The following is a 21,032-nucleotide window of genomic DNA, read 5'->3' on the forward strand; positions in this document are numbered from 1 at the left end:
GACCGGAAGTGACCGCTGAGGCCATGGATGCGGACCCCGGGAAGGGCGCGGCAGCCGACGGGGAACGACCCCTGCGCATCGCGCTCCTGACCTACAAGGGAAACCCGTTCTGCGGCGGCCAGGGTGTCTACGTACGGCATCTCTCGCGCGAACTCGCCCGCCTCGGCCACCGTGTCGAGGTCATCGGCTCCCAGCCCTACCCCGTGCTGGACGAGGGACTCGACGGGCTGAGCCTGACCGAGCTGCCGAGCCTGGACCTCTACCGCCAGCCCGACCCGTTCCGCACCCCCGCGCGCGACGAGTACCGGGACTGGATCGACGCCCTCGAGGTCGGCACGATGTGGACGGGCGGCTTCCCCGAGCCGCTCACCTTCTCGCTGCGGGCCCGCCGTCATCTGCGCGCCCGGCGCGGCGAGTTCGACGTCGTCCACGACAACCAGACCCTCGGCTACGGCCTGCTGGGGGACGTCGGCGCCCCGCTGGTGACCACCATCCACCACCCCATCACCGTCGACCGGCAGCTGGAGCTGGACGCCGCCGAGGGCTGGCAGCGCCGCGCCTCGGTCCGCCGCTGGTACGCCTTCACCCGGATGCAGAAGCGCGTCGCGCGCCGCCTGCCGTCCGTCCTGACCGTCTCCGGCACCTCCCGCCAGGAGATCGTCGACCACCTGAAGGTGGACCAGGACCGCATCCACGTGGTCCACATCGGCGCGGACACCGACCTCTTCTCGCCGGATCCGTCCGTGCCCCAGGTGCCGGGCCGCATCGTGACCACGTCCAGCGCCGACGTGCCGCTCAAGGGCCTGGTGTTCCTCGTCGAGGCGCTCGCCAAGGTGCGCACCGAACACCCGGGCGCGCACCTCGTCGTCGTCGGCAAGCGCGCCGAGGACGGTCCGGTCGCCCAGGCCATCGAGCGGTACGGCCTCGACGACGCCGTCGAGTTCGTCAAGGGCATCTCCGACGCCGAGCTCGTCGACCTCGTCCGCTCGGCCGAGGTCGCCTGCGTCCCCTCCCTCTACGAGGGCTTCTCGCTGCCCGCCGCCGAGGCGATGGCCACCGGGACCCCGCTGGTGGCCACCACCGGCGGAGCGATCCCCGAGGTCGCCGGCCCCGACGGCGAGACCTGCCTCGCGGTGCCGCCCGGCGACCCGGGTGCGCTGGCGGCGGCCCTCGGCCGGCTCCTCGGCGACCCCGCGCTGCGGGCCCGGCTCGGCTCGGCCGGGCGCGAGCGCGTCCTCGCGCGCTTCACCTGGGCCAAGGCCGCCGAAGGCACCGTGGCCCACTACCGTGCCGCGATGGCCCACTCCGCGTCCCGGCCCCGCCCGCGCGCGGCCGGCGCGGGCACCGACGGGCGCGGCGGCGCGCCGGACGCCGGCTCCCCGGCGACCCCGGACCCCGACCGCGCCGAGGCCGCGGACACCCCTCCCGCCGCCGAAGAACTAGTTGCAGCCAACCGCGAAAGCAGGGCCACGTGCTGACCGTCGACTTCTCCCGGTTCCCGCTCGCCCCCGGCGACCGCGTCCTGGACCTCGGATGCGGTGCCGGCCGGCACGCGTTCGAGTGCTACCGACGGGGAGCCCAGGTCGTAGCCCTTGACCAGAACGCCGACGAGATCCGCGAGGTCGCGAAGTGGTTCGCGGCGATGAAGGAGGCCGGGGAGGCGCCCGCGGGTGCCACCGCGACCGCCATGGAGGGCGACGCGCTCGCGCTGCCCTTCCCCGACGAGTCCTTCGACGTCGTGATCATCTCCGAGGTCATGGAGCACATCCCGGACGACAAGGGCGTCCTCGCCGAGATGGTCCGGGTGCTCAAGCCGGGCGGGCGCATCGCGATCACGGTGCCGCGCTACGGCCCGGAGAAGGTCTGCTGGGCGCTGTCCGACGCCTACCACGAGGTCGAGGGCGGCCACATCCGCATCTACAAGGCGGACGAACTGCTCGGGAAGATCCGCGAGGCCGGTCTGCGGCCCTACGGCTCGCACCACGCGCACGCGCTGCACTCGCCGTACTGGTGGCTGAAGTGCGCGTTCGGCGTCGACAACGACAAGGCGCTGCCGGTGCGCGCGTACCACAAGCTGCTGGTCTGGGACATCATGAAGAAGCCGCTGGCCACCCGGGTCGTCGAGCAGGCGCTGAACCCGCTCATCGGCAAGAGCTTCGTGGCCTACGCGACCAAGCCGCACCTGCCGAAGACGGCCGCCGCCGAGGCGGACGCCACGTGACCACTCCCCGGCGGACAGAACACCTCGTCCTGCCCGGGGTCCTCACCGCCGAGGAGGCCGCCGCCACCGTGCGCGGAATCCTCGCGGTGCAGCGCCCCGACGGAGCCATCCCGTGGTTCCGCGGCCACCACCTCGACCCGTGGGACCACACCGAGGCCGCCATGGCGCTCGACGCGGCCGGCGAGCACGAGGCGGCCGAGCGGGCCTACGAGTGGCTGGCCCGGCACCAGAACGAGGACGGTTCCTGGTACGCGGCCTACGCCGACGGGGACTTCGAGGACGTCACCGACCGCGGCCGCGAGACGAACTTCTGCGCCTACATCGCGGTCGGCGTCTGGCACCACTACCTGGCGACCGGCGACGACGTGTTCCTGGACCGCATGTGGCCCGCGGTCTCCGCGGCCGTGGAGTTCGTGCTGCGGCTCCAGCAGCCCGGCGGACAGATCGGCTGGAAGCGCGAGGACGACGGACGGGCGGTCGAGGACGCGCTGCTGACCGGCAGTTCGTCCGTCCACCACGCGCTGCGCTGCGCGCTCGCCATCGCCGAACAGCGCGAGGAGCCGCAGCCCGACTGGGAACTCGCGGTCGGCGCGCTGCGGCACGCGATCCGTCGGCACCCGGAGCGGTTCCTGGACAAGAACCGCTACTCCATGGACTGGTACTACCCCGTCCTCGGCGGCGCCCTGACGGGTGCCGAGGCCAAGTCCCGTATAGAGGAGGGCTGGGAGCGCTTCGTCGTGCCCGGCCTCGGGGTCCGCTGCGTGGTGCCCAACCCGTGGGTGACCGGCGGCGAGTCGGCCGAACTGGCCCTGGCCCTGTGGGCGGTGGGCGAGTCCGACCGGGCTCTGGAGATCCTCCAGTCCATCCAGCACCTGCGTGATCCGAAGTCCGGTCTGTACTGGACGGGTTACGTCTTCGAGGACCGGGCCGTGTGGCCCGAGGAGCTCACCAGCTGGACGGCGGGCTCCCTGCTGCTGGCGGTCGCCGCGCTCGGCGGCGACGAGCCCACCTGCGCGGTCTTCGGCGGCGAGCGCCTGCCCGCGGGCCTGGACCCCGACTGCTGCACGTCCGCGCGCTGAAGGCCCGGACGGTCCCGGCCGCCGGGACCGTCCGGACCTTCGGCACGCGCCCGGTGCTCCCGGCCGCGGGTGCCCGTCAGTGGCGGTGGATGCGGTTGGCCACCGCGTGGCCGATGAACAGGTAGACGACGGCGGCGAGACCGTAGCCGGCGACGACCCGCGCCCACTCCTTGTCGAAGGTGAACAGGTCGCGCGACCAGCCGGCCAGCCAGGCCGCTGTGCTGTGGATGAACTGCACGAGATCGTTGCCACGATTGGCGTCGAGCAGATACATCAGGATCCAGAGACCGAGGATGACGGCCATGACGTCCGCGACGATCGCGATGACCGTCCCCGCCTGATTCGAGCCGTTGCGATATCTAGGGGACATGTCCAGCGGATTGCCCGTCCGCCCCGGATGAAACCCGAACGGTCCCGCCGGGTGGCGCCGTTGCCGGGGCCGGGTGAGGCTGCGGGGGAGAGCCGCGTCCTGCCGCGCGGGGTGAGCACCGGCGGACCGGGGAGAAGCCGTGTCCGCCCCTTCCCGGCGGGACCGGCGGACCGGGGAGAACCGTCCCCTCATCCGGAGGATCCCGTGCCCCTACCGATACGGCGTCTGATCGTGGCGCTGACCCTCTCCTGCGCGCTGATCGCCGGTGCCACGGCCTGCGGCGGCGGATCCGGCGGCCGGGACACGGCCGCCGTGGCGCAGATGGCCGCCACCCCCTCGCCGACCACGTCGGCCCAGAAGCAGAAGTTCGCCAAGACCCGCTTCGTGGCGAACGCCGGGCTCGCGGCCGGGGCCACCTACCAGTGGATCGTGAAGCCCTGGAAGGCCGGCAAGTTCAAGAAGGGCGCCAAGGGCCGCCGACTGGCGCTGGTGAAGGCCGGACTCGCCGGTGTCTTCGCCTACAACCGGCTCAAGGCCGCCTCGAAGAACGCCGAGGGCGACCCCGCGCTGTCCAAGGCCGTCGCCCCGCTCGCCGCGGGGATCGCCGCGCTCAAGGGCCTGCCCGCCAAGCTGCGCAAGGGCGAGTCCACCGACTCCGTCGTGAACTCCTTCGACGACGTCATCAACCAGGTCAAGGCGGCGGGGAAGAGCGCGGGCGCCGAGGTCAAGGACAAGGTGCCGTCGGCCTCGCAGCTCAGCGGTGGTTAGCGGCCGGGACCGAACAGGTGGACCCGCCCTAGGAGTTCAGCTCGGCCAGTACGCGCAGGGTGCGCTGGTCCGGGGACAGGACCAGCAGGTCGGTCACCGGGCCCTTGCGCCACAGCTCGAGCCGCTCGGCGATCCGTTCACGCGGTCCGACGAGCGAGATCTCGTCCGCGAAGGCGTCCGGGACGGCCCGTACGGCGTCCTCCCGGCGCCCCTCCAGGAAGAGCCGCTGGATCCGGCGGGCCTCCTCCTCGTAGCCCATCCGGGCCATCAGGTCGGCGTGGAAGTTGCGGGCCGCGTGCCCCATCCCGCCGATGTAGAAGCCGAGCATCACCTTGACCGGCAGCAGCCCGTCGGCCACGTCGTCGCAGACCTGCGCACGGGCCATCGGCGCGACGAGGAAGCCCTCGGGCAGCTCGGTCAGCGAGGCCTCGTACGCCTGCGGGCGCGTCGGCGACCAGTACAGCGGGAGCCAGCCGTCCGCGATCCGGGTCGTCTGCGCGATGTTCTTCGGCCCCTCCGCGCCGAGCAGCAGCGGCAGTCCGGCCCGCAGCGGGTGTGTGATCGGCTTCAGGGCCTTGCCGAGCCCGGTGCCGTCGGCGCCCCGGTAGGGGTGGGAGTGGAAGCGTCCGTCGAGCTCGACCGGCCCCTCGCGCCTGAGGACCTGGCGCACGACGTCGACGTACTCCCGGGTCGCGGTCAGCGGGGACTTCGGGAACGGCCTGCCGTACCAGCCCTCGACGACCTGGGGCCCCGACAGGCCGAGGCCGAGCATCATGCGCCCGCCCGAGAGATGGTCGAGGGTGAGCGCGTGCATCGCGGTGGTGGTGGGGGAGCGGGCGGCCATCTGCGCGACGGCGGTGCCGAGCCGGATCCGCGTGGTCCGCGCGGCGATCCAGGTGAGCGGGGTGAACGCGTCCGAGCCCCAGGACTCCGCGGTCCACACCGAGTCGTAGCCGAGCCGTTCCGCCTCCACGGCGAGCGGTACATGGTCCGCCGAGGGGCCGCGTCCCCAGTAGCCGAGCGCGAGACCGAGCCGCATGTCGCCTCCAGAGGCAGCGTTCTGACGAACCGTCAGTCACGGGGTGCGCTGCGACTGTACGACAACGGCCCCCCGCCGGAAAGGGCGAGGGGCCGAAGCGCGAGGGGCGGGCGGATCAGCCGCGCTGGATCCCTGAGGTGTCCTGGAGCACACCGCGGCGGCCGTCCTGCGTCTGCGCCACGATGGTCGCGCCACGCTGCTCGACGGCCAGGTACCAGGTGCCCGGCGCCAGTTCGGCGATCGGCGACTGCGCGCCGTCCTCCGAGAACAGCGGCCGCGCGACCGGAACGGCGAACCAGAACGGCGAGAAGTCCTGGGCCGGGGTCTGCGTCTGCGGCGCCGACGGCTGGCTCGGCTGTCCGCCGAACGGCTGCGCGGGCTGCGAGGGCTGACCGCCGAAGGACGGCTGGCCGGGCTGGCCGGGCTGGCCGGCGCCCGGGTAGCCGTAACCGCCCCCAGGCTGACCGCCGTAGGGAGCCGGGGCGTGCGGGGCCGGGGCGCCCACGAGGGCGGCCTGCAGGGCGGGGACGAGCGGGGTCGCGACGGCCGCGCCGGCCAGGGCCAGGGCGGCGATGAAGCCGAGGATGATACCCGCGGCGGCGTCCATCCGGTCCGGGGTGTCGACGATGGTCCAGAACATGATCCAGGCGACCAGCACCGTGAAGGCCACGCCGATGGCACCCAGGTCGAGGCCGAGGACCTTGCGCGGCTGCGGCAGGCAGCGGTTGACGACGATCAGGGCGGCGCCGACGACTCCACCCATGTAGACGCCCATGCCATCGCCGAGGCTGTCCCAGGCGTTCGCGTCGTAGGTGAACCCGGAAACGGAGTAGGGGTGCAGGAACGACGCGATGAAGAGCAACACCGCTGCTCCGATCACCACGCCGTCGCCTCGAGTGAGGGAGCGGATATTCACTTCAGGTCCTTCGTCAGTCGTCTCGTCATCGGTGAGGCATCGCTGTGCGCCGTGTCGCCGACATGGTGCCCGTTGTCAGGACTCGGTGTGAAGCGCGGGGGTGGCCCTTTATCGTACGGACGACACTATCGCCCGGACGATCAGGGTGTCGCCGGGTTGGATCCGTAGATCACTACCCGTGCAGGAAACCAACGATTCCTTCAGAGATCCCCCGTGCCGCTTTCTCACGCCAGGCGCCACTGGTGAGCAGCGCAGCGTCCTTCGTATCGCGCATGTTGCCGCACTCGATGAACACCTTCGGAACCGTTGACAGATTGAGACCGCCGAGATCCTTACGGACCACCAGTCCGGTGCCGTCGCCGACGTAGTTGGAGGGTGCGCTGCCCGTCTCGCGGACGAACAGACCCGCGATGTGCTCGCCCAGGTCGCGGGAGGCGGCCGCGATCGGGCGGGTGTCGGCGGCTCCGGCGTGCACGGACGCCGGGAGGATCACATGGAAGCCGCGATTGCCGGCCGCCGAGCCGTCGGCGTGGATGGACACGACGGCGTCCGCGTGCGCCGCGTTGCCGATGCGGGCCCGCTCGTCGACGCAGGGGCCGAAGGACCGGTCGCCGTCCTGGGTCAACTTCACGGTGGCACCCTGCTTTTCGAGGATGTCCCGCATCCGGTGCGCCACGTCGAGCGTGAACCGGGCTTCCGTGTAGCCCGCGTTGGTCGACGTCCCGGTCGTGTCGCACTCCTTCCAGTTCGTTCCGATGTTCACCTTGCGGTTGATCTCGGACGCGTGCTGGAAGTTGGCCGGGTTGTGGCCCGGGTCGATGACGACGACCTTGCCCTTCAGGGAGCCGGAGACGACGGGCGCCGAGGAGGAGGCCGCCGGGGCGGAGGGCGTGCCCGGTTTGGTGTCGTCCGTCGCCGAGGCGGACGGACGCGAGGGGGAGGGGGAGGCGGAGCGGGGGGTGGAGGACGACGCCGCGGAGGCGGTCCGGTCGGACCCGCCCTCCTTGTGGTCTCCCACGGCCTGCCACACCAGCCAGCCGGCCAGTGCGCCGGGCACGAGCGCGGCGAGCGCGACGGTGAGCGGTCCGCGCCGGGAGCGGCGCGGCTGGGGCGGTTCGAAGTCTGGGCCTACGTACGACACGTCAGCGACTCTAACCGTGCGCTCAGATCCCTGCTCCGGTTCGCCGCAGGACGCGCAGCGAGCCGGTCACCGCGATCTCGGTGAAGGCGCCCGATTCCAGGGCCCGGAGCCAGACGCGATAAGGGGCCTGGCCGGTGAACTCGTCCACGGGGTCCGGGAACACGTCGTGGATGACCAGGAGGCCGCCCTCGGCGACGTGCGGCGCCCAGCCCTCGTAGTCGCCGCTCGCGTGCTCGTCGGTGTGGCCCCCGTCGATGAAGACGAGGCCGAGGGGGGTGCCCCAGAACGCGGCGATCTGCGGGGAGCGGCCGACCACCGCGACCACGTGGTCCTCCAGGCCCGCCCTGTGCAGTGTGCGGCGGAAGGTGGGGAGCGTGTCCATCAGGCCGATCTCCGGGTCGACCGTGGAGGGGTCGTGGTACTCCCAGCCCGGCTGCTGCTCCTCGCTGCCCCGGTGGTGGTCGACCGTGACGGCGGTCACCCCGGCCTCGCGGGCCGCGTCGGCGAGCAGGATCGTGGAACGGCCGCAGTAGGTGCCCACCTCCAGGAGCGGCAGCCCGAGCCGTCCTGCCTCGACGGCGGCCGCGTGCAGCGCGAGTCCCTCGTCGCTCGGCATGAACCCCTTCGCGGCCTCGAAGGCGGCGAGGATCTCGGGCTTGGGTGCCGCGGGCATGGGGTCTCCTCCGACGGGACGGACAACGGGTACGCCGAGCATCGTGCACCACACCCCCGCCGCGTGGGCGGCGGGGGTGGCGATGATCACTTCGGGTGGGGCGGGCGCCCGGGTGCGGGCGTCAGGCCGTGACGTCGGCGTTTTCGCCCGGCAGCGACAGGTCGAGGGCGACCGGACGGTCGTCGCCCGTGTGCGTGGCCGACGCGGCGAGCGGGCCGTGGCCGGCCGCCCGGGCGGCGAGCACGTACGCACCCCGGGCCGGCACGGCGAGCGCGTAGCTGCCGTCCTCGCCGGAGTGGGTGGCACCCGCCTGGCGGCCGTGCCGGTCGATCAGGGTGACCTTGGCGCGGGCGACAGGGCCGCCGTCGGTGTCCAGGACCCGGCCGTGGAAGCCGCCGAGGATCTCGTGCGCCCGCTCCAGGGCCGCGTCCTCCTCGCTGCTGGCGACGAGGGAGGGCTTGGTTGCGGGGCGGCGGCCCGGGAGGAAGAGTGCCATGAGCAGACCGGCCGCGACGGCACCGGTGGCGATCATGAACGACACGCGGAAGCCGTGCATCGTCGGGATCGCGACCCCGCCGGCGTGGTGGGCGGTGTTGGCGAGCACCATGCCGATGACGGCGCTGGAGACCGACGTGCCGATGGAGCGCATCAGGGTGTTCAGACCGTTGGCCGCGCCCGTCTCCGAGGCCGGGACGGAGCCGATGATCAGGGCCGGCAGCGAGGAGTAGGCGAGGCCGATGCCCGCGCCGAGGATCACCGCGATGACCAGGGACTGCCAGGCGGCGCTCATCAGGCCGAGGCCGGCTCCGTAGCCGATCCCGATGATCACCATGCCGATGATCAGGGTGACCTTCGGGCCGTACTTCGCCGACAGCCGGGCGTACACGGGGGCGGTGAGCATCATCGTCAGACCGAGCGGGGCCACGATCAGGCCCGCCCGCACCATCGACTGGCCGAGGCCGTAACCGGTGGCCGTCGGGAGCTGGAGGAGCTGCGGCAGGACCAGGGAGACGACGTAGAACGAGACGCCGACCATGATCGAGGCGAGGTTGGTGAAGAGGACCGCGGGCCGGGCGGTGGTGCGCAGGTCGACCAGCGGGGCCTTCAGGCGCAGCTCCATCACGCCCCACAGCAGGAGGACGACGGCCGAGGCGGCGAACAGGCCGAGCGTGGTCGGGTCGGTCCAGCCCCAGTCGCTGCCCTTGGTGATCGGCAGCAGGAAGAGCACCAGTCCGGCGGACAGGCCGATCGCGCCCAGCACGTCGAAGGTGCCCTCGGCGCGCATCGGGGACTCCGGTACGACGAGGAGGGTGAGGGCGATGGACAGGACGCCGAGCCCGGCGGCGCCGTAGAAGAGGGCGTGCCAGTCGGCGTGCTGGGCGACGAGGGCCGCGGCGGGCAGCGCGAGTCCGCCGCCGACGCCGATCGAGGAGCTCATCAGCGCCATCGCGGAGCCGAGCTTCTCGCGGGGCAGCATGTCGCGCATCAGGCCGATGCCCAGCGGGATCGCGCCCATCGCGAAGCCCTGGAGGGTACGGCCGGCGATCATCGGCAGGAGGGTGCTGCTCAGCGCGCTGACCAGGGCGCCGGCCACCATCACGGCCAGGCTGGTGAGGAGCATGCGCCGCTTGCCGTAGAGGTCGCCGAGGCGGCCCATGATCGGCGTGGCCACGGCGCCCGAGAGCAGGGTCGAGGTCAGGACCCAGGTGGCGTTGCTGGGCGCGGTGTCCAGCAGCGTCGGCAGGTCCTTGATGACCGGGACGAGCAGGGTCTGCATGACCGCGACGACGATGCCCGCGAAGGCGAGCACCGGCACGGTCGCGCCGCCCGGCCTCCGTGCGGGTCCGCCGTTCGTCGTGTGCGTCATTGCGGGGGGCCTCCAGGCCGTAGGAAAGCGAGCTCTCGGGAGAGAGGAGGGGTGGGGTGGTCCGTGCGGAATGCGGGGACGGTCGGTCGGGTGATCCAGGGGGATGCGGTGACGTCGGTCGGGTGATCCACGCGGGTACGTGCAGGGGGAACCCGGTGCGCCTGGGCAACTATTCCGATGCTTCGGCGTACTAACGAATTCTTGACCGATCCATGGGTATCTGACCTACCGTCAGAATGGAACGTGTTCTAGTCTGGCGCGGATCCGCGCACCTCGGGTCGCCGGTGGACCCGCGCGCCGCCTCGGGTCCAGTGGATCCACGCACCTTGGGCCTTTCGGGAGGCACACATGGGCATCGCGGTCACACCGGAGCAGGGGGAGCTGGCCGAGGCCGTGCGCGGGTGGATCGCCCGCGCCGTGCCGGCCGAGGAGGTCCGCAAGCTCCTGGACGCCCCGGTCGGCGGCAGGCCGCCGTTCTGGGACGCGCTCGCCGCGCAGGGGCTGCTCGCCGTGCACCTTCCCGAGGTCTGCGGCGGGGGAGGCGGCGATCTCGTCGACCTCGCCGTCGCGGTGGAGGAGGCGGCACGGGCCGCGCTGCCCGGGCCGTTCGTGGCGCACGTCCTGGCGTCCGCGGTGCTGATCGCGGAGCGCGGTGGCGGGCCGGGCGAGGCGGCCGGGTCCGTACGGGCGCCGGGCCGCGTCGGCCTGTTGCGTGAGCTGGGCGGCGGGGAGCGGATCGGCGCCGTCGCGTTCGGCGCAGGGGCGCTGACCGCCCGGGCGGTGGACGGCGGCTATGTCCTGGACGGGATGGCGCCACCGGTCCTGTCCGGCGCCGACGCGGACGTGCTGGTGCTGGCGGCGAGGTGCGACGAGGGGGGATCGACCTGCTCTCCTGGCGCCTCCGGCGACAGTGCCGTGTCCGGCGAGGTTCTCGGCGGGGGTGCCGGGGTCGTGCGGGCGACTGGTCGGAGTGGCGGGCCCATGGGGGCCGCTGCTGGGGGTGTCGGCTCCGCGGAGGGCGCCGGGGGCGGTGGGCGCGTTCTCTGGTTCGTCGTGGACGTCGGCGGGCTGGACGTCCGGGCGCACGACTGTGCCGATCCGACCCGGGCGACCGCGGAGGTCCGGGCCCGGGGGCTGCACGTCCCCGGGGACCGCCTCCTCGCGGTCGATTGCTCCCTGGTCGGGGACCTCGCCGCCGTCGTGCTCGCCGCGGACGCCTGCGGCACCGCGGCCTGGTCGCTGGACACGGCCGCGGCGCACGCCCGGACCCGTGAGCAGTTCGGCCGCCCCATCGGACACTTCCAGGGCGTCAAGCACCTGTGCGCCGACATGCTGTTGCGGCTGGAACAGGCGCGGGCGCTCACCTGGGACGCGGCGCGCGCCGCCCAGGAGAGCCCAGAGGTACGGGAGTTGGTGTCCTCGCTGGCCGCCGGCACCGCCCTCGAGGCCGCCTGCTCGTGCGCCAAGGACTGCGTCCAGATCCTCGGCGGCATCGGCTTCACCTGGGAGCACGACGCCCATCTGTATCTGCGCCGGGCCCTGGTGGCACGGCAGTTGCTCGGGGCCGGGAGCACGCACCTGCGGCGGGCGGTACGGCTCGCGCGCGACGGCGTGCGCCGCGAGCTGCGCCTCGAACTGCCCCCGGAGGCGAGCGGCTACCGGGACGAGGCCCGTGCGGTGATCGACCGGGTGCGCGGGCTGGGTCCGGCCGAGGCCCGCAGGGAACTCGCGCCCACCGGGTACGCGGCCCCGCACCTGCCCCCGCCCCACGGCCTCGGCGCGGGGCCGGTCCAACAGCTCGCCGTGCAGCAGGAGCTGGCGGCGGCCGGCGTGCGGATCAGCGACCTCGGGATCGCGACCTGGGTCGTGCCCTCGCTCATCGCGCACGGGAACCCCCGGCAGCTGGAGCGCTATCTGCTGCCCACCCTGCGCGGCGACCTGCGGTGGTGCCAGCTCTTCTCGGAGCCCGGCGCCGGATCCGACCTCGCCTCCCTGCGGACCCGCGCCGAACGCACGCCCGACGGGCGCTGGCGGGTCAACGGACAGAAGGTGTGGACGAGCGCGGCACAGTGGGCCGACCACGGGATCCTCCTCGCCCGCACCGACCCGGCCGCGCCCAAGCACCGGGGACTCACCTACTTCGTCGTCGACATGAAGAACACGGCGGGCATCGACATCCGCCCGCTGAAGGAGATCACCGGCGACTCCCTCTTCAACGAGGTCTGGTTCGACGACGTGCTGCTGCCGGCGGACGCCGTCGTCGGCGCGGTCGACGACGGCTGGCGGGTCGCCCGCACCACCCTGGGCGACGAACGCATCCACATGGCCGACCAGTTGACCTTCGACACCGGACTGGAGGCACTGATACCGGCCGACGTGGACACCGCCCGGCTGGGCGCGCTGCTGGCCGAGGCGCACGCGCTGGCCTGCGTCACCCTGCGCACCACGCTCCGCCGGGTCGCCGGCGCGGAGCCGGGCGCGGGGGCCTCCGTCCGCAAACTCGTACAGACCGCGCACCAGCAGAAGGTCGCCGAGCTCGCCCTCGAACTCCTCGGACCCGAAGGCGCGTTGTGCGAGGGCCCCGGCGCCCGGGCGGTGCACGGATTCCTGCTCTCCCGGTGCCTGACCATCGCGGGCGGCACCACCCAGGTCCAGCTCAACGTCGTCGCCGAGCGTCTGCTCGGCCTGCCGCGGGACTAGGAGCACGCCATGAGGACGTACGTCGTCGGGGTCGGCATGACCAGGTTCGAGAAGCCCGAGACCCGGGAGTGGCAGTACTGGGACATGGTCCGCGAGGCCGGGACCGCCGCCCTCGCGGACGCCGGGATCCAGTACACCGACGTGGAACAGGTCCCCGTCGGTCACTGCTTCCAGCCCTCCACGGCCGGCCAACGTGCCGCCTACGAACTCGGCCTGACCGGTGTGCCCGTGTACAACGTCAACAACAACTGCGCCACGGGAGCCAGTGCGTTGATGCTGGCCCGGCAGTTCGTGGAGGGCGGCCTCAGCGACTGCGTCCTCGCGGTGGGCTTCGAGAAGATGAAACGCGGTTCGCTCGGATCGGGCGCCGACGGCGGGGACTTCGCCGCCTCGCCCGTCGCCCGGCACTACGGGGTCATGGCCGCCCGGCACGGCTTCGAGATGTCCCCGCCCACCGCGCAGATCTTCGGCGACGCGGCTCGCGAGCACATGGAGCGGTACGGCACGACCGAGGCCCAGCTCGCCGCCGTCGGCGCCAAGAACCACCGGCACTCGGCGCACAACCCGTACGCGCAGTTCCAGGACGTGTACTCCGTGGACGAGGTCCTCGCGGCCAAGGCCGTGCACCGGCCGCTCACCCGGCTCCAGTGCTCGCCCACCTCGGACGGGGCCGCCGCGGCCGTCGTCGTGTCCGAACGGTTCGCCGAGCGGCGCGGTCTGGAGGCCCGGGCCGTCGAGATCGTCGCCCAGGCGATGACCACCGACACCGAGGAGTCCTTCGCCTCGGGCTCCTGCATCGACGTCGTGGGCCTCCCGATGTCGAGGGAGGCCGCGCGCCGCGTCTACGAGCGCTCCGGGCTCGGCATCGAGGACGTGGACGTCGTGGAGCTCCACGACTGCTTCTCCGTCAACGAACTGCTGACCTACGAGGCGCTCGGCATGTGCGCGGAGGGCGCGTCGGGCCCGCTGGTCGAGTCGGGAGCGACGACCTACGGCGGACGCTGGGTGGTGAACCCCTCCGGCGGGCTGATCTCGAAGGGGCATCCGCTGGGAGCGACGGGGATCGCCCAGGTGGCCGAACTGGTCTGGCAGCTGCGGGGCCAGGCCGGAGCGAGGCAGGTCCCGGACGCCCGGGTCGGACTCGCCCACAACATCGGCCTGGGCGGCGCGGCGGTGGTCACGCTGCTGCGCGGGGGAGCCTGAGGGGGTGGAGGGCCGGTGACTCGGGTCTCCGGCCACCCCGGACGGGCGCCCGCATCCACCCAGGTCCTAGGTCCCCTGCCGTACGCCCGCCTGGGCCGAAATCCTGATGCAAGGACCGTAACCGGGTTGAGAGCATGACGGTCATGCTCCGTGCCGCCGAGGACACCCGGACCCCCGCCCGTACCGCCCCGCCCACGTGGATGGTGATCGCGCTCGCGTGCGCCGGACAGTTCCTGGTCGTGCTGGACGTGTCCGTCGTCAACGTGGCCCTGCCCTCCATGCGGACCGACCTCGGGCTGAGCGCCTCCGGACTGCAGTGGGTGGTGAACGCCTACTCGATCGCCTTCGCCGGGTTCATGCTGCTCGGCGGGCGGGCCGGCGACCTCTACGGGCGCAAGCGGATGTTCCTGGTGGGGCTCGCGCTGTTCACGCTCGCCTCGGCGGCCGGGGGACTCGCCCAGGAAGGCACCCAACTCCTGCTCGCGCGCGCCGCGCAGGGCCTGGGGGCCGCGGTCCTCGCGCCCTCGACCCTGACGATCCTGACGTCGGCCGTTCCCGAGGGGGCCGCCCGGGCGCGGGCCATCGCGACCTGGACCGCGGTGGGCGCCGGTGGCGGCGCGGCGGGCGGACTCGTCGGCGGACTGCTGGTCGACGGGCTGTCGTGGCGCTGGGTCCTCCTCATCAACGTGCCCGTCGGCGCGCTCGTGCTGGCCGGGGCCGCGTCCCGGCTGGTGGAGAGCCGGGCCGGGGACCGGCGACGGCTCGACCTGCCGGGCGCGGTCCTGGTGACGGCGGGGCTCGCGACCCTGGCCTACGGGATCGTGCAGACGGAGGCCGAGGGCTGGGCCGCGCCCCGGACGCTCGTGCCGCTGTGCGCGGGCGTCGCCCTCATCGGGCTCTTCCTGGCCGTCGAGGCCCGCACCGAGGCGCCGCTGATGCCGCTGAAGCTGCTGCGGCTGCGGTCGGTGGCGTCGGCGAACAGCGCCATGTTCGTCTCCGGCTCGGCGATGTTCTGCATGTGGTTCTTCATGACGCTGTACGCGCAGAACGTGCTCGGCTACTCGCCGCTGGACGCGGGCCTCGCCCTGGTGCCGAGCTCGCTCGCCGTGGTCGTCGGCTCGAAGTCGGCGCCCCGTCTCATGCCGGTCGTCGGCGCGCGCAGCACGGCCGTCCTCGGCACGCTGCTGGCCGCGGCCGGCTTCTTCTGGCAGTCGGCCATGACGGCCGACGGCCCGTTCCTGACGGCGATCATGCTCCCCGGCGTCCTGATGATGGCCGGTGCCGGTCTCGCCGCGACTCCGCTGGCCTCGCTCGCCACCTCGGGCGCGGCGCCGGAGGACGCGGGGGTGGTGTCGGGACTGGTCAACACCTCCCGGGTGATGGGCGGTTCACTGGGGCTCGCCATCATGTCCACGATCGCGGCGAGCCGGACCGGGGACAGCGTCTCGGGGGAGGACCTGACCGCCGGGTACGCGCTGGCGTTCCGTGTCAGCGGGGTGATGCTGCTGGCCGGGGCCCTGCTGATGCTGCTGTGGCTGCCGCGGAGAATCTCCCGGCGGTGAGGCAACGAAATCCGGTGCCCGCGGACTCCTTCAGTCATCTAGGAGGTGCTCATGGGGGATCGGAAACAGGCCCGGGACACGGAGTTCCAGGGCTTCGTCGTCGGCCGCTGGCCGCGGCTGATGCGTACGGCGTTCCTTCTGACGGGGGAGCAGCACGCCGCCGAGGACCTGGTCCAGACGACGCTGGAGCAGGTGTACGTGGCGTGGCGCAGGGTCGGTTCGGCCGACGACCCGGAGGCGTACGTGCGGCGCGTGATGATCAACGCGCACGCCCGAAGACACCGCAGGAAACTCAAGGAGTTCCTCGCGCCGAAGGACGACTCGGGGCTGAACCGCGAGGTCCCCGACAGCAGTGACCCGATCGGCCGCGCCGACGACCGCGGCGCGCTGGTCAAGGCCCTGGCCGGGCTGCCCCCGCGGCAGCGCCAGGCGGTGGTCCTGCGCTACTGGGAGGACCTGAGCGAGAGCCAGGCGGCGGAGGCCATGGGCTGCTCGGTGGGATCGGTGAAGAGCAACGCGGCCAAGGGGATCGCGAAACTCCGGGTCGTGCCGGGACTGGCGGACACGGTGACGGACGGAGGGCGGAACTGATGGGCACGAACCGGGAGACGCACCACGACATGGCGAGCGACGCGGACATCGCCTTCCTGCTGGCCCGTGCGGCGGACGAGGTCGAGATCGGCACGGCCCCCTACCAGGCGGTCGTGCGCGGCGGCCGGCGTCGCAAGGCGCGCCGCTGGGCCGTGGCGGCGGCCGCCGCCCTGGTGGTCGCGGGCACCACGGGAACGCTGGCGCTGGCGGGGGGATGGCGCGGGGACGACGGGGGCCGCCGGGCCGTTCCGGCCGTGAGCGTGCCGTCGACGCCCGAGCAGCGGCACGTGTACGACCCGCAGGAGACCAGCATCGGGCGCGGGACGGTGCACGGGAAGGAGTGGAGCGTCAAGGTCGTCGTGTGGGGGGCGCCGAAGAACGAGCGGGAGGCGCAGTACCAGCGGTCCAGGATGAGCGAGTACGCCCTCACGCCGACGGGCACCGAGGTCGCCTCCGACCTCGTCGGCAAGGGCTGGGTGTTCGTCCGTCTCAGCCTGGAGGACCAGGGGTCGACGACCGTGGTGGACGGGGCCGTCGAGAAGGGCGACTCGCTCGCGGGCCGGGACATCGAGTCCTTCTCGGGCCCGCTGAACCTCGGCGGCGGCGCTTCGGCGAGGACCTCCCAGCGGCTCGTGATCGGCAAGGTCGCCCCGACCGCCAAGGAGGTCACCTGCACCTGGGACGACGGCACCACGATCACGGCCGGGAAGGCGTCGCCGGGGACCGGCATCGGCCTGGAGACGGAGGACCTGATCCGTCCGGTGGACGGCTCCCAGCCGGACTGGTTCACCTGCGTGGCACCCGAGGGCAAGCACTACTCGTCGGGTACGGCGAAGGTCACGAAGTAGCGCGCGGGCGGGGGAGGGAACGGGGGGGGGGGGGGGGCGCGCGCGGGGGCGGACCGCGCGCCCGTCCCGCCTTACGCTGGGCCGCGTGAACGAGATGCCCCGGGACCACCGGCCCGCCAAGTCCGTCCGTGTCCTGACTGGGCCCGGCGCTCAGCGCGGCGGCGGCGAGCGCCGGGTCGATGACCGTCTCCCCGGTCAGCACCCGCCGGATCGCCTCGGCCAGTTCCTCCACTGGGCCGTCCTTGACCAGGAACCCGGCGGCACCCGCCTCCATGGCCCGGCGCAGATAGCCGGGGCGGCCGAAGGTGGTGAGGATCAGCACCCGGCAGTCGGGCGCCTGCTCCCGCAGCGCGGCGGCGGCGTCCAGTCCGCTCATCCCCGGCAACTCGATGTCCAGCAGGGCCACATCGGGCCGCCCGGTCAGCACCGCGTCCACGATCTCGTCCCCCGCGGACACCTGGGCGACGACCTCGATGTCCGGCTCCATGCCGAGCAGCAGGGCGAGCGCCCCGCGCATCATCTGCTGGTCCTCGGCGAGCAGGACACGGACGGACTTGGCGGGCCGGTGGTCCCGGGGCATCTCGTTCACGCGGCCCAGCGTAAGGCGGGACGGGCGCGCGGTCCGCCCCCGCGCGCGCGGGCAAATAATCGCCTCGGAATTCACCGCTCCCCTTTGTCGTTCCCGGCTCGGGCCGCTTTCCGCAAACGTTCGGAATTTCGACCGGGAATGAGTTCGGTATATCGATCGAACGACGTCCGGTATTTCGAACCGGACACCCGCACTGTCCTACCAGGAACGGAAGAGGTGCACCGTGTCGTCATCCTTCGTGCGCTTACAGCGCCTCAGAAACACGGCCCTGGCCGTGCTGTCGGTGCTGGCGGCCGTCGTCGCGTTCGCCGTCGGCGCGCCGCAGGCCACCGCCGCGGGGTCGCTCCCCTGCGACATCTACGCCACCGCGGGCACCCCCTGCGTCGCCGCGCACAGCCTCGTCAGGGCGCTCTACTCGTCGTACAACGGCTCGCTCTACCAGGTGCAGCGCGCCTCCGACAACGCCACCGCGAACATCGGCCTCCTGGCCGCCGGGGGGTACGCCAACGCGGCGGCGCAGGACTCCTTCTGTGGCGGTACCACCTGCATCGTCACCAAGATCTACGACCAGTCCTCGCGCCACAACGACCTCACGATCGAGGGCGCGGGCGGGGCGGGCGCGGCCGATGTCGGGGCTCCCGCGGACGCGCTGCCGGTGACCGCCGGCGGCCACCAGGTCTACGGCCTGGAGATCTCGGCCGGCATGGGCTACCGCGACAACTCCACCTCGGGGGTGGCCACGAACGGGGCGGCCGAGGGGATGTACATGGTGACCTCCGGCACCCACGTCAACGGCAGCTGCTGCTTCGACTACGGCAACGCCGAGACCAACAACCTGGACACCGGCAACGGCCACATGGACGCGATCAACTTCGGCACCGAGTGCTGGTTCTCGCCCTGTTACGGGCAGGGGCCGTGGGTGCAGGCCGACCTGGAGAACGGGCTGTTCCAGTCGGACGCCGGATACAGCAAGAACACCTCGAACACCGGAACCGGCGCGATCCCCTTCGTGACCGCTTTGCTGAAGAACAACGGTCAGGACCATTTCGCGCTGAAATACGGCAATGCCCAATCGGGCAGTCTGACGACCACCTATTCCGGGGGCGAGCCCACCGCCGGCGGGTACTCGCCCATGCACCAGGAGGGCGCGATCGTCCTCGGCACCGGCGGTGACAACAGCAACGGCTCCATCGGGTCGTTCTTCGAGGGCGTCATGACCTCGGGCATTCCGACGGACGCCGCCGACAACCTGGTGCAGGCGAACATCGTCTCCGTCGGCTACGGCGGATCCACCGGAACCACCGGCACGCTGACCGCCGGCTCTGAGATCTCGCTGCGCGCGACCACCTCGTGCTGCACGGCCGACTACATCCGCCACCAGAACAACGCGGCGGTCGTCTCGGCGATCACGTCGGGGAGTTCGGCGCTCGACAAGGGCGACGCCACCTGGATCGTCCGCAGGGGCCTCGCCGACAGCTCCTGCTACTCCTTCGAGTCGCGCAACTACCCCGGCGACTTCCTGCGGCACTACAACTACCAGCTCTACCGCCAGCCCATGACGGGCACCACGCAGTTCCGGCAGGACGCCACGTTCTGCGCCCAGGCCGGCAAGAGCGGTACGGGGACCTCGTTCGCGTCGTACAACTACCCGACGCGATACCTGCGGCACTACAACTACACCGTCTACATCGCGAGCAACGGCGGCTCCAACGCCTTCGACAGCGCCACCTCGTGGACGGACGACGTGAGCTGGGCCGTCACGGCACCCTGGGCGCCCTAGGGCCTGTCGCACGCCCCGGTCGCTCCCGCGTGGCCGGGCAGTCGTCGTGCGGCGACTGCCCGGTCCGTGTCGGTCACCGGCCCGTGGGCAGGGTGGTCCCACCGGTGCAGTCCAGGACGACACCGGTCACGAAGCCGTTGGTGGCCAGCAGGTGGAGCGCGCGGGCGATGTCGCCGGGCCGCCCGATCCGGCCCACCGGGCTGCTCTCGGCGAACCCGCGGAAGACGGCCTCGCGCTGCTCCGCGGGCAGCGCGTTCCACCAGGGCGTGTCGACGACACCGGGGGAGACGGCGTTGATCCGCAGCGGCGCCAGTTCCACCGCGAGCGGCGGGACCATCGCCTCCAGGGCGCCGTTGATCGCGGCGAGCCCCGCCGTCCCGGGGAACGCGGCCCGCGCCGAGGCCGCGGTCACCAGCGTCACGGAACCGTCGGCGCGCAGGTGCGGCAGGGCGGCCCGAAGGATGCGTACGTACGGCCAGAACTTCGCGGCGAACCCGGTCTCCAGCTCGGCGAGGTCCAGCTCGGCGAACGGGCCGGCGCCCGCGGCTCCGCTGAGCGCGAGGACCAGATGGTCCACCGGTCCCGACTGCGCGAAGAACGCGTCGATCTGCGCCGGGTCCGTGCCGTCGAGCCGGTACGCGGTCGTCTTGCCGCCGATCCGCGCGGTCGCGGCCTCCAGCTTGTCCCGGTCGCGGCCGGTGACGACCACCTCGGCGCCGTCCGCGGCGAAGAGGGCGGCCGTGGCCTCGCCGATGCCGGAGCTGCCGCCCATCACGACCGCGCGCTGCCCGGCGAGGGGAAGGTCCGCGGCCGTGCTCGCCGCGGTGCCGGGGGTGTTCGACGTGCTCGGGGTGTTCGACGTGCTCGGGGTGGTGCTCATGGCGGGGCTTCCCTTCCGGAGCGTCGTGACCCTGCCGGGCCACTTGACGAGACTGTCGGTCTCGTTAAAGTTTTATCGAGACTGGCGGTCTCGTCAAGGGAGTACGGAACCGGGGCGCCGGAATGGGAGAAGATCAAGCCATGGAAGCGAAGGACGCCGAGGGCCCCGCCCCGGACGCGGGGTCGCGGGGCGGTGCCGGGACGGCGGGAACCGGCGGCGCCCGGCCGCACACCGGGCGGCGGCGGAACGAGGCCGCCCGGCAGGCCGTCCTCGACGCGGCGCTGCGGCTGCTCGTGGAGTCGAAGGGCGCCCCCATCACCGTGGAGGCCGTCGCGCGTGCGGCCGGCGTGGGCAAGCAGACCCTCTACCGCTGGTGGCCCTCGAAGGGGGCCGTTCTCCTGGACGCCCTCACCGACCGGGCCGGCCAGGACGTGCCGCCGCCCGACACCGGATCACTGCGCGAGGACCTGCGCACGGTCGTCGCCGCCACCTTCGCCGCCGCCCAGCGCGCACCCTGGGCCCCGGCCCTGCGCACCCTCGTCCGCGAGGCGGCCACCGACCCGCACCTCGCCGAGTTGCTGCGCGCCTACACGGGCACCCGGCGCGCCCTCCTGCGCGAGGTCCTCGACCGCGGCCGCGCGCGCGGCGAACTCCCCGCCGACCGGGACCTCGACCTCCTGGTCGACCAGGTCTACGGCCTGTTCTGGTACCGCTTCCTGCTCGGCCACGCCCCCCTCGACGCGGCCGCCGCGGAACGCCTCACCGACTCCCTGCTCGGCCCGGCCGCACCCTGAGGGCGCGGCCG

At 72.7% G+C, this 21,032-nt stretch carries 19 protein-coding genes; 11 read left to right on the forward strand and 8 right to left on the reverse strand.

What is annotated here, in order from left to right; all coding sequences use genetic code 11:
• The first annotated feature begins 8 nt into the window (after positions 1 to 8).
• The 3 genes from IO36_RS26620 to IO36_RS26630 are packed head-to-tail and all read left to right on the forward strand — an operon-like array spanning position 9 to position 3,300.
• Positions 9 to 1,478, forward strand: a complete 1,470-nt coding sequence (locus IO36_RS26620) for a glycosyltransferase family 4 protein (protein ID WP_037623491.1) — start codon at positions 9 to 11, stop codon at positions 1,476 to 1,478.
• A complete protein-coding gene (locus tag IO36_RS26625; protein WP_037623492.1) occupies positions 1,472 to 2,221 on the forward strand; it encodes a class I SAM-dependent methyltransferase in 750 nt (249 codons plus the stop codon). The genes IO36_RS26620 and IO36_RS26625 overlap by 7 nt, the downstream gene beginning before the upstream one ends.
• Positions 2,218 to 3,300, forward strand: a complete 1,083-nt coding sequence (locus IO36_RS26630; protein WP_037623493.1) for a prenyltransferase/squalene oxidase repeat-containing protein — start codon at positions 2,218 to 2,220, stop codon at positions 3,298 to 3,300. Before IO36_RS26625 ends, IO36_RS26630 begins: the two co-directional genes overlap by 4 nt.
• Positions 3,301 to 3,376: 76 nt before the next feature.
• On the opposite strand, the gene IO36_RS26635 is transcribed toward IO36_RS26630, so the two are convergent.
• On the reverse strand, positions 3,377 to 3,670 hold the full coding sequence (locus tag IO36_RS26635; protein WP_037623494.1) for a hypothetical protein: 294 nt from the start codon (positions 3,668 to 3,670) through the stop codon (positions 3,377 to 3,379).
• A 204-nt stretch (positions 3,671 to 3,874) separates the two neighbouring features.
• On the opposite strand from IO36_RS26635, the gene IO36_RS26640 reads away from it, so the two are divergent.
• The gene (locus IO36_RS26640) at positions 3,875 to 4,438 is read left to right on the forward strand and encodes a hypothetical protein (protein WP_037623495.1); all 564 of its coding nucleotides are present in this window, start codon (positions 3,875 to 3,877) and stop codon (positions 4,436 to 4,438) included.
• 28 nt (positions 4,439 to 4,466) lie between these two features.
• Here IO36_RS26640 and IO36_RS26645 read toward each other — a convergent pair whose 3' ends face one another.
• The 5 genes from IO36_RS26645 to IO36_RS26665 form a co-directional block, all read right to left on the reverse strand.
• A complete protein-coding gene (locus tag IO36_RS26645) occupies positions 4,467 to 5,477 on the reverse strand; it encodes an LLM class F420-dependent oxidoreductase (protein ID WP_037623496.1) in 1,011 nt (336 codons plus the stop codon).
• Positions 5,478 to 5,592: 115 nt separating this feature from the next.
• Positions 5,593 to 6,360, reverse strand: coding sequence for a DUF5336 domain-containing protein (locus tag IO36_RS26650; RefSeq protein ID WP_037623497.1), 768 nt, complete (start codon positions 6,358 to 6,360; stop codon positions 5,593 to 5,595).
• A gap of 205 nt (positions 6,361 to 6,565) precedes the next feature.
• On the reverse strand, positions 6,566 to 7,534 hold the full coding sequence (locus IO36_RS26655) for an N-acetylmuramoyl-L-alanine amidase (protein WP_037623498.1): 969 nt from the start codon (positions 7,532 to 7,534) through the stop codon (positions 6,566 to 6,568).
• A gap of 22 nt (positions 7,535 to 7,556) precedes the next feature.
• Entirely contained in the window at positions 7,557 to 8,207 is a 651-nt protein-coding gene (locus tag IO36_RS26660) for a class I SAM-dependent methyltransferase (RefSeq protein ID WP_037623499.1), read from the reverse strand.
• A gap of 121 nt (positions 8,208 to 8,328) precedes the next feature.
• Positions 8,329 to 10,074: an MFS transporter gene (locus IO36_RS26665; RefSeq protein WP_037623500.1), complete on the reverse strand. Its 1,746-nt coding sequence runs from the start codon at positions 10,072 to 10,074 to the stop codon at positions 8,329 to 8,331.
• A gap of 348 nt (positions 10,075 to 10,422) precedes the next feature.
• Between IO36_RS26665 and IO36_RS26670 the strand changes: the two genes are divergently transcribed.
• The 5 genes from IO36_RS26670 to IO36_RS26690 all read left to right on the forward strand — a co-directional run bounded on the left by IO36_RS26670 (position 10,423) and on the right by IO36_RS26690 (position 16,978).
• The gene (locus tag IO36_RS26670; RefSeq protein ID WP_037623501.1) at positions 10,423 to 12,774 is read left to right on the forward strand and encodes an acyl-CoA dehydrogenase family protein; all 2,352 of its coding nucleotides are present in this window, start codon (positions 10,423 to 10,425) and stop codon (positions 12,772 to 12,774) included.
• Between the two features lie 9 nt (positions 12,775 to 12,783).
• Positions 12,784 to 13,977 carry a lipid-transfer protein gene (locus tag IO36_RS26675; protein WP_037623502.1) on the forward strand — a complete coding sequence of 398 codons (1,194 nt, stop codon included), beginning with the start codon at positions 12,784 to 12,786 and terminating at the stop codon, positions 13,975 to 13,977.
• A gap of 134 nt (positions 13,978 to 14,111) precedes the next feature.
• Positions 14,112 to 15,539 (forward strand): MFS transporter, encoded by a 1,428-nt coding sequence (locus tag IO36_RS26680; protein WP_037623503.1) that lies wholly within the window; start codon positions 14,112 to 14,114, stop codon positions 15,537 to 15,539.
• 51 nt (positions 15,540 to 15,590) lie between these two features.
• Complete coding sequence (locus tag IO36_RS26685; RefSeq protein ID WP_037623504.1) at positions 15,591 to 16,130, forward strand: SigE family RNA polymerase sigma factor; 540 nt, start codon at positions 15,591 to 15,593, stop codon at positions 16,128 to 16,130.
• A complete protein-coding gene (locus tag IO36_RS26690) occupies positions 16,130 to 16,978 on the forward strand; it encodes a hypothetical protein (RefSeq protein WP_051900965.1) in 849 nt (282 codons plus the stop codon). Before IO36_RS26685 ends, IO36_RS26690 begins: the two co-directional genes overlap by 1 nt.
• On the opposite strand, the gene IO36_RS26695 is transcribed toward IO36_RS26690, so the two are convergent.
• Positions 16,968 to 17,558 carry a response regulator gene (locus tag IO36_RS26695; protein ID WP_078943455.1) on the reverse strand — a complete coding sequence of 197 codons (591 nt, stop codon included), beginning with the start codon at positions 17,556 to 17,558 and terminating at the stop codon, positions 16,968 to 16,970. The genes IO36_RS26690 and IO36_RS26695 overlap by 11 nt on opposite strands.
• A 232-nt stretch (positions 17,559 to 17,790) precedes the next feature.
• On the opposite strand from IO36_RS26695, the gene IO36_RS26700 reads away from it, so the two are divergent.
• Entirely contained in the window at positions 17,791 to 19,347 is a 1,557-nt protein-coding gene (locus IO36_RS26700) for an alpha-L-arabinofuranosidase B (RefSeq protein ID WP_037623506.1), read from the forward strand.
• Positions 19,348 to 19,420: 73 nt separating this feature from the next.
• On the opposite strand, the gene IO36_RS26705 is transcribed toward IO36_RS26700, so the two are convergent.
• Positions 19,421 to 20,227: an SDR family oxidoreductase gene (locus IO36_RS26705; protein WP_209441268.1), complete on the reverse strand. Its 807-nt coding sequence runs from the start codon at positions 20,225 to 20,227 to the stop codon at positions 19,421 to 19,423.
• A gap of 140 nt (positions 20,228 to 20,367) precedes the next feature.
• Between IO36_RS26705 and IO36_RS26710 the strand changes: the two genes are divergently transcribed.
• Complete coding sequence (locus IO36_RS26710) at positions 20,368 to 21,021, forward strand: TetR/AcrR family transcriptional regulator (protein ID WP_078943452.1); 654 nt, start codon at positions 20,368 to 20,370, stop codon at positions 21,019 to 21,021.
• The last annotated feature ends 11 nt before the right edge of the window (positions 21,022 to 21,032 follow it).

It is taken from the genome of Streptomyces aureus (assembly GCF_000725495.1).
In the GTDB taxonomy this organism is placed as follows: Bacteria; Actinomycetota; Actinomycetes; order Streptomycetales; family Streptomycetaceae; genus Streptomyces; species Streptomyces aureus_B.